Origin of the sequence: Microbacterium sp. SA156, from assembly GCF_049065455.1 — a bacterium.
GTDB lineage: Bacteria > Actinomycetota > Actinomycetes > Actinomycetales > Microbacteriaceae > Microbacterium > Microbacterium barkeri.
The window spans coordinates 266,865-279,318 of record NZ_JBAKGU010000002.1; the positions used below are offsets into that span (position 1 = coordinate 266,865).

A 12,454-nucleotide genomic window follows, 5' to 3' on the forward strand; every position below is an offset into this window, starting at 1 on the left:
GGCACATGGCTGACTCGACTCTCGCTCTCGACGTCCTCGGCACCGACGGCAAGAAGACCGGCACGGTCGAGCTTCCCGCTTCGGTGTTCGACGTCAAGACGAACATCCCGCTGATCCACCAGGTCGTCGTCGCGCAGCTCGCGGCGGCTCGCCAGGGCACCCACTCGACCAAGCGTCGCGGTGAGGTCTCGGGCGCCGGCCGCAAGCCCTTCAAGCAGAAGGGCACGGGCAACGCCCGTCAGGGCTCGATCCGTGCGCCGCACATGACCGGCGGTGGCATCGTCCACGGTCCGAAGCCGCGCGACTACTCGCAGCGCACCCCCAAGAAGATGATCGCCGCCGCCCTCGCGGGCGTGCTCAGCGACCGCTTCCGCGGCGGACGCCTGCACGTCGTCGACGCGTTCGGCACCGAGAAGCCCTCGACGAAGGCCGCTGCGCAGTTCATCGCGCAGGTCACCTCGTCGAAGAAGGTCCTCGTCGTGCTCGACCGCACGGACGACTTCGGCTGGCTGAGCGTGCGCAACCTGCGCAACGTCCACGTCCTGGCCGCTGACCAGCTCAACGCCTACGACGTGGTCACCTCCGACGACGTCGTGTTCACGAAGGCCGCGATCGACGCGTTCATCGCGCAGAAGACCGGCGCCACCCAGGAGGTCTCGGCATGACCGCTCTCAACAAGGACCCGCGCGACGTCATCATCGCGCCGGTCGTCTCGGAGAAGAGCTACGGCCTGATCGACGAGGGCAAGTACACGTTCATCGTGGACCCCCGCTCGAACAAGTCGGAGATCAAGCTCGCGATCGAGAAGATCTTCGACGTGAAGGTCGCCTCGGTGAACACGATCAACCGCGTCGGCAAGGCACGCCGCACCCGCTTCGGCACGGGCAAGCGCAAGGACACCAAGCGCGCCATCGTGACCCTCAAGTCGGGCACCATCGACATCTTCACGGCTGTCGCCTGAGACGGCCAGGAGGAATAGAGAGAAATGGCTATTCGCAACTACAAGCCCACGACCCCGGGTCGCCGCGGCTCGTCGGTGGCTGACTTCGCAGAGATCACGCGCTCGACGCCCGAGAAGTCGCTGCTCCGCCCGCTCGCCAAGACGGGTGGCCGCAACAACCAGGGCCGCATCACGACGCGTCACATCGGCGGTGGCCACAAGCGCCAGTACCGTGTGATCGACTTCCGTCGCAACGACAAGGACGGGATCAACGCGAAGGTCGCTCACATCGAGTACGACCCCAACCGCACCGCGCGCATCGCGCTCCTGCACTACTTCGACGGCGAGAAGCGCTACATCCTCGCGCCCGAGAAGCTCCGTCAGGGCGACATCGTCGAGTCGGGCTCCGGCGCCGACATCAAGCCCGGCAACAACCTGCCGCTGCGCAACATCCCCACCGGTACGGTCATCCACGCGATCGAGCTCCGCCCCGGCGGCGGCGCGAAGCTGGCCCGTTCGGCGGGCGCCTCGGTGCGTCTCGTCGCCAAGGACGGCCCCTACGCGCAGCTCCGTCTGCCCTCGGGCGAGGTCCGCAACGTCGACGCACGCTGCCGCGCCACCATCGGCGAGGTCGGCAACGCCGAGCAGTCCAACATCAACTGGGGCAAGGCCGGCCGCAAGCGCTGGAAGGGCGTCCGCCCGACCGTCCGCGGTGTCGCGATGAACCCGGTCGACCACCCGCACGGTGGTGGTGAGGGCAAGACCTCCGGTGGTCGCAACCCCGTCACGCCGTGGGGTCAGCCTGAGGGCCGCACCCGTCACGCGAACAAGGAAAGCGACAAGCTCATCGTTCGTCGTCGTAACGCCGGCAAGAAGCGCAAGTAGGAGTCAAGAAGATGCCACGCAGTCTGAAGAAGGGCCCCTTCGTCGACGAGCACCTGCTTCGCAAGGTTGTCTCGCAGAACGAGGCGGGTACCAAGAACGTCATCAAGACCTGGTCGCGCCGTTCGATGATCATCCCCGCCATGCTGGGACACACCATCGCCGTGCACGACGGTCGCAAGCACATCCCCGTGTTCGTGACCGAGACCATGGTCGGCCACAAGCTGGGCGAGTTCGCGCCCACCCGCACCTTCCGCGGTCACGTGAAGGACGACAAGAAGGGCCGTCGCCGCTAAGGCGACCGAGAGGAGAGAGAAATGGTGGAGTCCATCGCACGTGTGCGACACATCCGCGTGACCCCTCAGAAGGCTCGTCGTGTCGTGGCCCTCATCAAGGGCAAGCAGGCCCAGGAGGCTCTCGCGATCCTCAAGTTCGCGCAGCAGTCCGCCTCGGAGCCCATCTACAAGCTCGTCGAGTCGGCGATCGCCAACGCGCAGGTCAAGGCCGGCAACGCCGGTGAGTACCTCAACGAGCAGGACCTGTACGTGAAGAACGCCTTCGTGGACGAGGGGACGACGCTCAAGCGCTTCCAGCCCCGTGCACAGGGCCGCGCGTTCCAGATCAAGAAGCGCACGAGCCACATCACGGTCGTGCTCTCGACCCCGGAGGTCGCCGAGGCGGCCGCTGCGGGCAACAAGAAGGCGAGCAAGTAATGGGACAGAAGGTAAACCCGTACGGCTTCCGCCTCGGCATCACCACGGACCACGTCTCGCGCTGGTTCTCTGACTCGACCAAGCCGGGTCAGCGGTACGCCGACTACGTGGCCGAGGACATCAAGATCCGTCAGCTGCTCACCACGTCGCTCGACCGCGCCGGCGTGAGCAACATCGAGATCGAGCGCACCCGCGACCGCGTGCGCGTCGACATCCACACCGCGCGTCCGGGCATCGTCATCGGCCGCCGTGGTGCGGAGGCCGAGCGCATCCGCGGTGAGCTCGAGAAGCTCACGGGCAAGCAGATCCAACTGAACATCCTCGAGGTGAAGAACCCCGAGGCCGACGCTCAGCTCGTCGCGCAGGGTGTCGCCGAGCAGCTCAGCGCCCGCGTGGCCTTCCGCCGCGCGATGCGCAAGGGCCTGCAGGGCGCGCAGCGCGCCGGCGCCAAGGGCGTCCGGATCCAGGTCTCGGGCCGTCTCGGCGGCGCCGAGATGAGCCGCTCGGAGTTCTACCGCGAGGGCCGTGTGCCGCTGCACACGCTCCGCGCGAACATCGACTACGGCTTCTACGAGGCGAAGACCACCTTCGGCCGCATCGGCGTGAAGGTCTGGATCTACAAGGGCGACCTCACCAACAAGGAACTCGCGCGTGAAGAGGCTTCGCGTAAGCCCTCCTCGCAGCGCGACCGTGGCGGCCGTCGTGGCCCGCGTCGCAACGACGCCGAGGCAGCGCCGGTCGCGGAAGGAGCGTCGGCGTAATGCTCATCCCCCGCAAGGTCAAGTACCGCAAGCAGCACCACCCCAAGCGCGACGGCCAGGCCACGGGTGGCACGAAGGTCAGCTTCGGCGACTTCGGCATCCAGGCGCTCACGCCCGCGTACGTGACGAACCGTCAGATCGAGGCAGCTCGTATCGCCATGACGCGTCACATCAAGCGTGGCGGAAAGGTGTGGATCAACATCTACCCCGACCGTCCGCTCACGAAGAAGCCCGCCGAGACCCGAATGGGCTCCGGTAAGGGCTCGCCCGAGTGGTGGGTCGCAAACGTCAAGCCGGGTCGCGTCCTCTTCGAGGTCGCCGGTGTCAACGAGCAGCTCGCCCGTGAGGCACTGACCCGAGCAATCCACAAGCTGCCTCTCAAGGCACGCATCATCAAGCGCGAGGAGGGCGACGCGTAATGGCGATCGGCACCAAGGAGCTCGCCCCCAAGGAGCTCGACACGTTCGAAGACCAGCGCCTCGTCGAGGAGCTGCGCAAGGCCAAGGAAGAGCTGTTCAACCTGCGCTTCCAGTCGGCCACCGGCCAGCTGGAGAGCCACGGCCGCATCCGTGCGGTCAAGCGCGACATCGCGCGTCTCTACACCGTGATCCGCGAGCGCGAGCTCGGGATCCGGGCGACGCCGGCTCCGGTCGAGACGAAGGCCAAGAAGACCAAGGCGAAGAAGGCGGACAAGGCGGAGACGCCGGCTGCCGCCGAGGGAGAGGCTGAGTGATGGCCACCGAGAACAAGACCGAGGAGACCGCCGAGCGCGGCTACCGCAAGTCCGTCCGCGGCTACGTCGTGAGCGACAAGATGGACAAGACGATCGTCGTCGAGGTCGAGGACCGCGTGAAGCACCCCCTCTACGGCAAGGTCATCCGTCGCACGAAGAAGCTCAAGGCGCACGACGAGCAGAACACCGCCGGCATCGGCGACCTCGTGGTCATCAACGAGACCCGCCCGCTGAGCGCCACCAAGCGCTGGCGCCTGGTCGAGATCCTCGAGAAGGCCAAGTAAGCCCTCCGGGGCTCGCTTGGAACCAAGGAGTAAGAAGTGATTCAGAACGAATCCCGCCTCAAGGTCGCTGACAACACCGGCGCCAAGGAGCTGCTCACCATCCGCGTGCTCGGCGGCTCGAACCGCCGCTACGCGGGTCTCGGTGACACGATCGTCGCCACCGTCAAGGACGCGATCCCCGGCGGCAACGTGAAGAAGGGCGACGTGGTCAAGGCCGTCGTCGTCCGCACTGTCAAGGAGACGCGCCGTCCCGACGGCTCGTACATCAAGTTCGACGAGAACGCCGCCGTCATCCTGAAGAACGACGGGGAGCCCCGCGGCACCCGCATCTTCGGGCCCGTCGGCCGCGAGCTTCGTGACCGCAAGTTCATGAAGATCGTCTCGCTCGCACCGGAGGTGCTGTAACTCATGGCGAAGATCAAGAAGGGCGACCTCGTCCAGGTGATCTCCGGCGCCAAGCCCGAGCGCGGTGGAGACCGCGGCAAGCAGGGCAAGGTGCTCGAGGTCGTGGACGGCGGCAACCGCGTCGTCGTCGAGGGCGTCAACTACATCACGAAGCACAACCGCGTCGGCCAGACGCAGCGCGGCACGAAGACCGGCGGCATCGAGACCCTCGAGGCCCCCATCCACGTGTCCAACGTCGCGCTCGTCGACCCCGAGACCAAGAAGCCGACCCGCGTCGGGTTCCGTCTCGAGGAGCAGGTCAAGGACGGCGTCAAGAAGACTGTTCGCGTGCGCTACGCGAAGAAGTCGGGTAAGGACATCTGAGAATGAGCACGGATACCGCTGCGCAGACTGGCAAAATCCAGCCGCGTATGAAGCAGGTCTACCGGGACGAGATCCGTCAGAAGCTGCAGGACGAGTTCGGCTACGCGAACCCGATGCAGGTTCCCGGCCTCGTCAAGGTGGTCGTGAACACGGGTGTCGGCGAGGCCGCTCGCGACAGCAAGGTCATCGAGGGCGCGGTCGCAGACCTCACCGCCATCACCGGCCAGAAGCCTGTCGTCACCAAGGCGAAGAAGTCGATCGCTCAGTTCAAGCTGCGCGAGGGCCAGGCCATCGGCGCGCACGTCACCCTCCGCGGTGACCGCGCGTGGGAGTTCCTGGACCGTCTCATCTCGCTCGCCCTGCCCCGCATCCGCGACTTCCGCGGCCTGTCGCCGAAGCAGTTCGACGGCAACGGGAACTACACCTTCGGTGTCACGGAGCAGTCGATCTTCCACGAGATCGACCAGGACAAGATCGACCGCGTCCGCGGCTTCGACATCACCATCGTGACGACCGCGAAGACGGATGACGAGGGTCGCGCGTTCCTGCGCCACCTGGGATTCCCCTTCGTGGGCAAGAACGAGCAGGCCTGATACACTAGGGCGTTTGCTTCATGCGTTTCGCCCCCGCGGCCGCGCCGCGGGGGCGTCTCGTGTGAAGGCACACAATCGAACATCGCAGGTCATCGAAGGTCGTCTGTCGTGTAACGGCAGCCGAAACCTCATGAACAAAGGAATCGTCATATGACAATGACAGACCCGGTCGCAGACATGCTGACCCGTCTGCGCAACGCGAACTCGGCGCACCACGACTCCGTGTCGCTGCCGTCGAGCAAGCTGAAGACGCACATCGCCGACATCCTCAAGCAGGAGGGCTACATCTCGGCGTGGGAGGAGACCGACGCGCGCGTCGGCAAGACCCTCACGCTGACCCTCAAGTACGGCCCGAACCGCGAGCGCTCCATTGCGGGCATCAAGCGCGTCTCGAAGCCCGGTCTCCGCGTGTACGCGAAGTCGACCGAGCTCCCGCGCGTGCTCGGCGGACTCGGCGTCGCCATCCTGTCCACCTCCAGCGGTCTCCTCACCGACCGCCAGGCCGAGCAGAAGGGCGTGGGCGGAGAAGTTCTCGCCTACGTGTGGTGATCGAACCATGTCGCGTATCGGACGTCTTCCCATCGACATCCCCGCCGGCGTCACCGTGACGGTCGACGGGTCGCAGGTTGCGGTCAAGGGCCCTAAGGGCGAGCTCGCCCTCGAGGTCGCGAAGCCCATCGAGGTCAAGGTCGAGGAGAACCAGGTTCTCGTCACCCGCCCCGACGACGAGCGTGAGTCGCGTGCCCTGCACGGCCTCACCCGCACCCTCATCTCCAACAACATCATCGGCGTGACCCAGGGCTACACCAAGGGCCTCGAGGTCGTCGGCACGGGTTACCGCGTCGCCCAGAAGGGCTCGTCCGTCGAGTTCGCTCTCGGCTTCTCGCACCCGGTCGTCGTCGAGCCGCCGGCCGGCATCACGTTCACGGTCGAGGGCAACAACAAGCTCACCGTCAGCGGCATCGACAAGCAGGCCGTCGGCGAGGTGGCTGCCAACATCCGCAAGATCCGCAAGCCCGAGCCGTACAAGGGCAAGGGTGTGCGCTACGCCGGCGAGGTCGTGCGTCGCAAGGCCGGAAAGGCTGGTAAGTAATCATGGCTGTGAAGTCGAAGTCCGTCGCGCGCTCGCGTCGCCACACTCGCCTTCGCAAGAAGGTCGTGGGCACCGAGGCGCGCCCCCGTCTCGTCGTCAACCGCTCTGCGCGCCACGTGTTCGTGCAGCTCGTCGACGACAGCAAGGGCATCACGCTCTTCAGCGCGTCGACGCTCGAGACCGACCTCCGTTCGTTCGAGGGTGACAAGACCGCCAAGGCCCGCAAGGTCGGCGAGCTCGTCGCCGAGCGCGCGAAGGCCGCCGGCATCAACGACGTCGTGTTCGACCGTGGAGGCAACCGCTACGCCGGTCGTGTCGCCGCGATCGCGGATGGCGCCCGTGAGGGAGGCCTGAACCTGTGAGTGAGAACAAGGAGACCGAAGTGACCACCGAAGCCGCTGCTCAGGCAGCGCCCGAGCAGACCGAGGAGCGCCGCGAGCGCGAGCCTCGCCGCGGCGGTCGCGAGCAGCGCGGCAACAGCCGTGACCGCAACAGCCGCGGCAACGACAGCCAGTTCCTCGAGCGCGTCGTCACGATCAACCGCGTGTCGAAGGTCGTCAAGGGCGGTCGTCGCTTCAGCTTCACCGCGCTCGTCGTCGTCGGCGACGGCAGCGGTGTGGTCGGCGTCGGCTACGGCAAGGCCCGCGAGGTGCCCCTGGCCATCTCGAAGGGCGTCGAGGACGCGAAGCGCAACTTCTTCCGCGTGCCCCGCGTCGGCAGCACCATCCCGCACCCCGTGCAGGGTGAGGCGGCCGCCGGTGTCGTCCTCCTCCGTCCGGCCGCTGCCGGTACCGGTGTCATCGCGGGCGGCCCCGTCCGCGCCGTCCTCGAGTGCGCGGGCATCCACGACGTGCTCTCGAAGTCGCTCGGCTCGTCGAACACGATCAACATCGTGCACGCGACCGTCGAGGCGCTGAAGCAGCTCGAGGAGCCCCGTGCGGTCGCCGCGCGTCGCGGTCTCGACTTCGACCAGGTGGCTCCGGCTCGTCTCGTGCGCGCGGAGGCCGAGGCCGCCGCTACCGCAAAGGCAGGTGCGTGATGGCTGCGCGTCTCAAGGTGACCCAGATCAAGTCCAAGGTGAGCGAGAAGCAGAACCAGCGCGACACGCTGCGCAGCCTCGGCCTCAAGCGGATCGGCGACTCGGTCGTCCGTCCCGACGACGCTCAGACGCGCGGCTACGTCCGCACCGTCGCTCACCTCGTGAACGTTGAGGAGATCGACTGATGGCTGAGACCAACGAGCAGCGCCCCGGCGTGCTGAAGGCCCACCACCTCCGTCCCGTCCCGGGCGCCAACACCGCGAAGACCCGCAAGGGCCGTGGTGAGGGCTCGAAGGGCAAGACGGCCGGTCGTGGCACCAAGGGCACGAAGGCCCGCAACACCGTGCGCGTCGGCTTCGAGGGTGGGCAGATGCCGCTGCACATGCGCACCCCGAAGCTCCGCGGCTTCAAGAACCCGTTCCGCGTCGAGTACCAGGTCGTGAACCTGGACAAGCTCGCGGAGCTCTACCCCCAGGGTGGCGACGTGACCGTCGCCGACCTCGTCGCCAAGGGCGCCGTTCGCAAGAACGAGAAGGTCAAGCTCCTGGGCAACGGCGACATCTCGGTCGCGCTCAACGTCTCGGTGGACAAGGTCTCCGGCTCGGCTGAGCAGAAGATCGTCGCCGCCGGCGGCAGCATCAAGTAACACCCCGCGAAAGGGCCGGAGGCGAGAGCCTCCGGCCCTTTCCGTTACTCTGGACATCGGTGCGCCTTCTCTTCGCGGCCCACCACTCCATTCCACTGGGAGGCTCTTCCTTGTTCAGCGCTATCGCGCGGATCATCCGCACGCCCGATCTGCGGCGGAAGATCGGCTTCACGCTCGGGATCATCGCCGTGTACCGCTTCGGCGCGCACATCCCCGCACCGTTCGTCAACTTCCCGAACGTGCAGAGCTGCATCGATCAGACGTCGGGCACGCAGGGCCTGCTCTCCCTCGTCAACCTCTTCTCCGGTGGCGCGCTCCTGCAGCTGTCGATCTTCGCGCTGGGCGTCATGCCCTACATCACCGCGACGATCATCACGCAGCTGCTGCGCGTGGTCATCCCGCACTTCGAGACCCTCTACAAGGAGGGCCAGGCGGGCCAGGCGAAGCTCACGCAGTACACGCGCTACCTGACGATCGCGCTCGCGCTCCTGCAGTCGACCACGCTCATCACCGTCGCGCGCAGCGGCCAGCTGTTCGGGGTCACCGGCGTCCCCGAGTGCGAGAACGTGCTGACCAACGACGCCTGGTGGGCGCAGCTGCTCGTCATCATCACGATGACCGCCGGCACCGGCCTCATCATGTGGTTCGCCGAGCTCGTCACCGAGCGCGGCGTGGGCAACGGCATGTCGCTGCTCATCTTCACGTCGATCGCCGCGACCTTCCCGGCCGCGATGTGGGCCATCTGGCAGGCGAACGGCTTCGAGATCTTCCTCCTCGTGCTCGCGGTCGGCATCGTCGTCGTCGCGGCCGTGGTGTTCGTCGAGCAGTCCCAGCGGCGCATCCCGGTGCAGTACGCGAAGCGGATGGTCGGACGCCGCACGTACGGCGGCACGAACACGTACATCCCGATCAAGGTCAACATGGCGGGCGTCGTGCCGGTCATCTTCGCCTCGTCGCTGCTGTACATCCCGTCGCTCGTCGCGCAGTTCAACTCCACGCCCGACGCCGAGGGCAACCTGCCCGGCTGGGTCACGTGGATCAACAGCTACCTGACGACAGGCGACCACCCGCTGTACATGCTGGTGTACTTCCTGCTCATCATCGGGTTCACCTACTTCTACGTCGCGATCACGTTCAACCCCGTCGAGGTCGCCGACAACATGAAGAAGTACGGCGGCTTCATCCCCGGGATCCGGGCCGGCCGCCCCACCGCCGAGTACCTCGACTACGTGCTCACGCGCATCACGCTCCCGGGCTCGCTGTACCTCGGCCTCATCGCTCTCATCCCGCTCATCGCCCTCGCGACGGTCGGCGCCAACCAGAACTTCCCGTTCGGGGGCGCGTCGATCCTCATCATCGTCGGTGTGGGACTCGAGACCGTGAAGCAGATCGACGCGCAGCTCCAGCAGCGCCACTACGAAGGACTCCTCCGATGACAGCCCGTCTCCTCATCGTCGGCCCCCAGGGCTCCGGCAAGGGCACGCAGGGCGTGCTCGTCGCCGAGGCGTTCGGCATCCCCGTGGTGTCGACCGGCGACATCTTCCGCGCCAACATCAAGCAGGGCACCGAGCTCGGCCTCAAGGTGAAGGCGATCACCGACGCCGGCGACCTCGTGCCCGACGAGGTCACGAGCGAGATCGTGCGCGACCGCCTCTCGCAGGACGACGCCCAGGGCGGCTTCCTGCTCGACGGCTACCCGCGCAACACGACGCAGGTCGGCCACCTCGACGCGTTCCTCGCGGAGCGCGGCGAGAACCTCGACGCCGTGATCCTCCTCGACGTCCCGCGCGACGAGTCCATCGCGCGCATCGCGAAGCGCGCCGAGGAGCAGGGACGCAGCGACGACACGGAGGAGGCGATCGCGAAGCGCCTCGACATCTACGAGTCGGAGACCGCGCCCATCGTCGACGTGTACGCCGAGCGCGGCATCGTCGACCGCATCGACGGCGTCGGCACGCTCGACGAGATCACGGCGCGCATCTTCGCCGCCCTCGAGGCCCGCGGCCTCGTGCGCGTGGCTGCCTGAGCGCGTGTTCCGCCGCTCGCCCTACAAGAACGCCGCGCAGCTGCGGGCGATGATCGAGCCCGGACTGATCACGGCCGCCTCCCTCGAGGAGGTGCGCCGGATCATCCGCCCGGGCATCACGACCGCCGAGCTCGACGCCGCCGCCCACCGCGTCATCGTCGAGCGCGGTGCGCGCTCGAACTTCCAGCTCGTCCGCGGGTACCGCCACACGACGTGCATCTCGGTCAACGAGCAGGTCGTCCACGGGATCCCGGGTGAGCGCGTGCTCGAGCCCGGCGACATCGTGTCGATCGACAGCGGCGCCGAGACGAAGGACGGCTGGAACGGCGACTCCGCCATCACGATCGTCGTGCCCGGGGGAGATGCGGATGTCGTCGCGCGCCGCGAGGAGCTCTCTCGCGTGACCGAGGGCTCGATGTGGGCGGGGATCGCCGCCCTCGCATCCGCGGCGCACCTCGGTGAGGTGGGCGCAGCCATCCAGGACCACATCGAGGCGAACCCGCTCTCGTGGACCGGGCAGCCCGCCGGCATCCTGCGCGACTACGTCGGCCACGGCATCGGCCGCAAGATGCACGAGGCGCCCTCGATCTTCAACTACCGCACGAGCGACCGCGGCGCGGATGTGCGCCCCGGGCTCACCGTGTGCATCGAGCCGATGATGACCTCCGGATCGGAGGACGTCTTCGTCGAGGACGACGACTGGACCGTGTCGACCGTCGACGGCAGCGACGGCTCCCACTGGGAGCACAGCGTCGCCGTGCATGATGACGGCATCTGGGTCCTCACCGCGCCCGACGGCGGAGCCGCTGCTCTCGCCGCGTTCGGCGTGACCCCTCACCCCATCGCCTGACACCCCGGAGAAGAACTGACGTGATGATGGCAGCCCCTGGCAAGAAGACGAACTGGTTCGCGATCATCATCTCGCTGGTCGTCGTGGTCGCCGTCGTCGGCGTCGGCGCGCTCGTCGTGACGATGAACAACGCCGCGACCGCTCCCGCCGAGGCGCCCGCCGCGGGCGTCGTCAACGAGGAGACCGGGGGAGTGAGCCTCGGCGACGGGCCGAACGTCATCGAGGAGTACGTCGACTTCATGTGCCCCTTCTGCGGGGACTACTGGGCGGGCTACAGCGACTACGTGAGCGAGAAGGTGAAGTCGGGCGACGTCACGCTCGTCATCCACCCCATCTCGATCCTCGACAACGCGTCGATGGGCACGAAGTACTCCACGCGCGCCGCGAGCGCCGCGTACTGCGTCGCCGAGACGAACCCCGACGCGTTCTACGCCTACGTCGACCGCCTCTTCGAGAAGCAGCCGGCGGAGTCGACCGAGGGCCTCACGAACGACCAGCTCGTCGAGTACGCGTCGCAGGTCGGCGCGGGCGACGCCGCGTCGTGCATCCAGGGCGAGGAGTACGCCGACTACGTCGCCGAGCGCACGCCCGAGACGCCGCTCGCGGAGGGCGCCACCGGCATCTCGACGCCGACGATCGTCGTCAACGGCGAGGTCGTCTCGCTCACGCTCCAGGGCCCCGAGGCCGACCTCGAGCCGCTCCTCACGAAGTAGCAGGGGTGCGCAGGGCGCGACACGCCGAGTTGCCGACACGCCCGACGTGACCTAACATAGATCTTTGGTGCCTTGCGCCTCATCTCGGCGTGTCGTCTCGACGAACCCGGCATCACCATCCAACCACCGCAGACCGACCGGTCTGCAGCTACGCGAGCGAGGATATGGCGAAGAAAGACGGAGTCATCGAGTCCGAGGGGACCATCGTCGAGGCGCTGCCGAACGCGATGTTCCGTGTCGAGCTCGACAAGCCCGCTGGGCACAAGGTGCTCGCAACGATCTCCGGGAAGATGCGGCAGAACTACATCCGCATCATCCCCGAAGACCGTGTGGTCGTGGAGCTGAGCCCCTACGACCTGACGCGCGGCCGCATCGTCTACCGCTACCGCTGACCGGTCGAGAAGTAACGACCG

At 67.2% G+C, this 12,454-nt stretch carries 23 protein-coding genes; all 23 read left to right on the plus strand.

Going from position 1 to position 12,454, the window contains the following annotated elements:
* The first annotated feature begins 5 nt into the window (after positions 1-5).
* Positions 6-665, plus strand: a complete 660-nt coding sequence (rplD, locus tag ACOWU6_RS03345) for a 50S ribosomal protein L4 (protein ID WP_271172386.1) — start codon at positions 6-8, stop codon at positions 663-665.
* Positions 662-961, plus strand: a complete 300-nt coding sequence (rplW, locus tag ACOWU6_RS03350) for a 50S ribosomal protein L23 (RefSeq protein ID WP_271172385.1) — start codon at positions 662-664, stop codon at positions 959-961. The genes rplD and rplW overlap by 4 nt, the downstream gene beginning before the upstream one ends.
* A 24-nt stretch (positions 962-985) precedes the next feature.
* Positions 986-1,825: a 50S ribosomal protein L2 gene (rplB, locus tag ACOWU6_RS03355; RefSeq protein WP_271172384.1), complete on the plus strand. Its 840-nt coding sequence runs from the start codon at positions 986-988 to the stop codon at positions 1,823-1,825.
* A gap of 11 nt (positions 1,826-1,836) precedes the next feature.
* Entirely contained in the window at positions 1,837-2,118 is a 282-nt protein-coding gene (rpsS, locus tag ACOWU6_RS03360) for a 30S ribosomal protein S19 (protein WP_147911206.1), read from the plus strand.
* Positions 2,119-2,139: 21 nt separating this feature from the next.
* On the plus strand, positions 2,140-2,535 hold the full coding sequence (rplV, locus tag ACOWU6_RS03365) for a 50S ribosomal protein L22 (protein WP_271172383.1): 396 nt from the start codon (positions 2,140-2,142) through the stop codon (positions 2,533-2,535).
* Positions 2,535-3,296: a 30S ribosomal protein S3 gene (rpsC, locus tag ACOWU6_RS03370; RefSeq protein WP_271172382.1), complete on the plus strand. Its 762-nt coding sequence runs from the start codon at positions 2,535-2,537 to the stop codon at positions 3,294-3,296. Before rplV ends, rpsC begins: the two co-directional genes overlap by 1 nt.
* Positions 3,296-3,715 carry a 50S ribosomal protein L16 gene (rplP, locus tag ACOWU6_RS03375; protein ID WP_271172381.1) on the plus strand — a complete coding sequence of 140 codons (420 nt, stop codon included), beginning with the start codon at positions 3,296-3,298 and terminating at the stop codon, positions 3,713-3,715. Before rpsC ends, rplP begins: the two co-directional genes overlap by 1 nt.
* Positions 3,715-4,029 carry a 50S ribosomal protein L29 gene (gene rpmC / locus ACOWU6_RS03380; protein ID WP_271172380.1) on the plus strand — a complete coding sequence of 105 codons (315 nt, stop codon included), beginning with the start codon at positions 3,715-3,717 and terminating at the stop codon, positions 4,027-4,029. Before rplP ends, rpmC begins: the two co-directional genes overlap by 1 nt.
* On the plus strand, positions 4,029-4,313 hold the full coding sequence (gene rpsQ, locus ACOWU6_RS03385; RefSeq protein ID WP_271172379.1) for a 30S ribosomal protein S17: 285 nt from the start codon (positions 4,029-4,031) through the stop codon (positions 4,311-4,313). Before rpmC ends, rpsQ begins: the two co-directional genes overlap by 1 nt.
* 36 nt (positions 4,314-4,349) lie before the next feature.
* Entirely contained in the window at positions 4,350-4,718 is a 369-nt protein-coding gene (rplN, locus tag ACOWU6_RS03390) for a 50S ribosomal protein L14 (protein ID WP_271172378.1), read from the plus strand.
* Between the two features lie 3 nt (positions 4,719-4,721).
* Positions 4,722-5,081, plus strand: a complete 360-nt coding sequence (gene rplX, locus ACOWU6_RS03395; RefSeq protein WP_271172377.1) for a 50S ribosomal protein L24 — start codon at positions 4,722-4,724, stop codon at positions 5,079-5,081.
* A gap of 2 nt (positions 5,082-5,083) precedes the next feature.
* Positions 5,084-5,674, plus strand: a complete 591-nt coding sequence (rplE, locus tag ACOWU6_RS03400) for a 50S ribosomal protein L5 (RefSeq protein WP_271172376.1) — start codon at positions 5,084-5,086, stop codon at positions 5,672-5,674.
* A gap of 150 nt (positions 5,675-5,824) precedes the next feature.
* A complete protein-coding gene (gene rpsH / locus ACOWU6_RS03405; protein WP_271172375.1) occupies positions 5,825-6,223 on the plus strand; it encodes a 30S ribosomal protein S8 in 399 nt (132 codons plus the stop codon).
* Positions 6,224-6,230: 7 nt separating this feature from the next.
* On the plus strand, positions 6,231-6,767 hold the full coding sequence (gene rplF, locus ACOWU6_RS03410) for a 50S ribosomal protein L6 (RefSeq protein WP_271172374.1): 537 nt from the start codon (positions 6,231-6,233) through the stop codon (positions 6,765-6,767).
* A 2-nt stretch (positions 6,768-6,769) separates the two neighbouring features.
* Positions 6,770-7,129: a 50S ribosomal protein L18 gene (gene rplR, locus ACOWU6_RS03415; RefSeq protein ID WP_271172373.1), complete on the plus strand. Its 360-nt coding sequence runs from the start codon at positions 6,770-6,772 to the stop codon at positions 7,127-7,129.
* On the plus strand, positions 7,126-7,806 hold the full coding sequence (rpsE, locus tag ACOWU6_RS03420) for a 30S ribosomal protein S5 (RefSeq protein ID WP_374727720.1): 681 nt from the start codon (positions 7,126-7,128) through the stop codon (positions 7,804-7,806). Before rplR ends, rpsE begins: the two co-directional genes overlap by 4 nt.
* Positions 7,806-7,991, plus strand: coding sequence for a 50S ribosomal protein L30 (gene rpmD / locus ACOWU6_RS03425; protein ID WP_271172371.1), 186 nt, complete (start codon positions 7,806-7,808; stop codon positions 7,989-7,991). The genes rpsE and rpmD overlap by 1 nt, the downstream gene beginning before the upstream one ends.
* Positions 7,991-8,452 (plus strand): 50S ribosomal protein L15, encoded by a 462-nt coding sequence (rplO, locus tag ACOWU6_RS03430; RefSeq protein ID WP_271172370.1) that lies wholly within the window; start codon positions 7,991-7,993, stop codon positions 8,450-8,452. Before rpmD ends, rplO begins: the two co-directional genes overlap by 1 nt.
* A gap of 110 nt (positions 8,453-8,562) precedes the next feature.
* A complete protein-coding gene (gene secY / locus ACOWU6_RS03435; RefSeq protein ID WP_271172369.1) occupies positions 8,563-9,888 on the plus strand; it encodes a preprotein translocase subunit SecY in 1,326 nt (441 codons plus the stop codon).
* Complete coding sequence (locus tag ACOWU6_RS03440) at positions 9,885-10,478, plus strand: adenylate kinase (protein WP_271172368.1); 594 nt, start codon at positions 9,885-9,887, stop codon at positions 10,476-10,478. The genes secY and ACOWU6_RS03440 overlap by 4 nt, the downstream gene beginning before the upstream one ends.
* A 4-nt stretch (positions 10,479-10,482) precedes the next feature.
* Entirely contained in the window at positions 10,483-11,328 is an 846-nt protein-coding gene (gene map / locus ACOWU6_RS03445; RefSeq protein WP_421074721.1) for a type I methionyl aminopeptidase, read from the plus strand.
* Positions 11,329-11,351: 23 nt separating this feature from the next.
* On the plus strand, positions 11,352-12,041 hold the full coding sequence (locus ACOWU6_RS03450; RefSeq protein ID WP_421074722.1) for a DsbA family protein: 690 nt from the start codon (positions 11,352-11,354) through the stop codon (positions 12,039-12,041).
* A gap of 164 nt (positions 12,042-12,205) precedes the next feature.
* Positions 12,206-12,433: a translation initiation factor IF-1 gene (infA, locus tag ACOWU6_RS03455; RefSeq protein WP_156242004.1), complete on the plus strand. Its 228-nt coding sequence runs from the start codon at positions 12,206-12,208 to the stop codon at positions 12,431-12,433.
* The last annotated feature ends 21 nt before the right edge of the window (positions 12,434-12,454 follow it).

What these genes read in the sequence shown, in the direction of transcription:
- rpsQ (WP_271172379.1), top strand. Translation starts at nt 4,029, where the DNA reads ATGGCCACCGAGAACAAGACCGAGGAGACCGCCGAGCGCGGCTACCGC.
- rpmD (WP_271172371.1), top strand. Translation starts at nt 7,806, where the DNA reads ATGGCTGCGCGTCTCAAGGTGACCCAGATCAAGTCCAAGGTGAGCGAG.
- rplW (WP_271172385.1), top strand. Translation starts at nt 662, where the DNA reads ATGACCGCTCTCAACAAGGACCCGCGCGACGTCATCATCGCGCCGGTC.
- rplB (WP_271172384.1), top strand. Translation starts at nt 986, where the DNA reads ATGGCTATTCGCAACTACAAGCCCACGACCCCGGGTCGCCGCGGCTCG.
- rplF (WP_271172374.1), top strand. Translation starts at nt 6,231, where the DNA reads ATGTCGCGTATCGGACGTCTTCCCATCGACATCCCCGCCGGCGTCACC.
- rpmC (WP_271172380.1), top strand. Translation starts at nt 3,715, where the DNA reads ATGGCGATCGGCACCAAGGAGCTCGCCCCCAAGGAGCTCGACACGTTC.
- rplO (WP_271172370.1), top strand. Translation starts at nt 7,991, where the DNA reads ATGGCTGAGACCAACGAGCAGCGCCCCGGCGTGCTGAAGGCCCACCAC.
- rpsS (WP_147911206.1), top strand. Translation starts at nt 1,837, where the DNA reads ATGCCACGCAGTCTGAAGAAGGGCCCCTTCGTCGACGAGCACCTGCTT.
- infA (WP_156242004.1), top strand. Translation starts at nt 12,206, where the DNA reads ATGGCGAAGAAAGACGGAGTCATCGAGTCCGAGGGGACCATCGTCGAG.
- rplX (WP_271172377.1), top strand. Translation starts at nt 4,722, where the DNA reads ATGGCGAAGATCAAGAAGGGCGACCTCGTCCAGGTGATCTCCGGCGCC.
- rplV (WP_271172383.1), top strand. Translation starts at nt 2,140, where the DNA reads ATGGTGGAGTCCATCGCACGTGTGCGACACATCCGCGTGACCCCTCAG.
- ACOWU6_RS03450 (WP_421074722.1), top strand. Translation starts at nt 11,352, where the DNA reads ATGATGGCAGCCCCTGGCAAGAAGACGAACTGGTTCGCGATCATCATC.
- rplR (WP_271172373.1), top strand. Translation starts at nt 6,770, where the DNA reads ATGGCTGTGAAGTCGAAGTCCGTCGCGCGCTCGCGTCGCCACACTCGC.
- rplP (WP_271172381.1), top strand. Translation starts at nt 3,296, where the DNA reads ATGCTCATCCCCCGCAAGGTCAAGTACCGCAAGCAGCACCACCCCAAG.
- rpsC (WP_271172382.1), top strand. Translation starts at nt 2,535, where the DNA reads ATGGGACAGAAGGTAAACCCGTACGGCTTCCGCCTCGGCATCACCACG.
- ACOWU6_RS03440 (WP_271172368.1), top strand. Translation starts at nt 9,885, where the DNA reads ATGACAGCCCGTCTCCTCATCGTCGGCCCCCAGGGCTCCGGCAAGGGC.
- rplE (WP_271172376.1), top strand. Translation starts at nt 5,084, where the DNA reads ATGAGCACGGATACCGCTGCGCAGACTGGCAAAATCCAGCCGCGTATG.
- rplD (WP_271172386.1), top strand. Translation starts at nt 6, where the DNA reads ATGGCTGACTCGACTCTCGCTCTCGACGTCCTCGGCACCGACGGCAAG.
- rpsH (WP_271172375.1), top strand. Translation starts at nt 5,825, where the DNA reads ATGACAATGACAGACCCGGTCGCAGACATGCTGACCCGTCTGCGCAAC.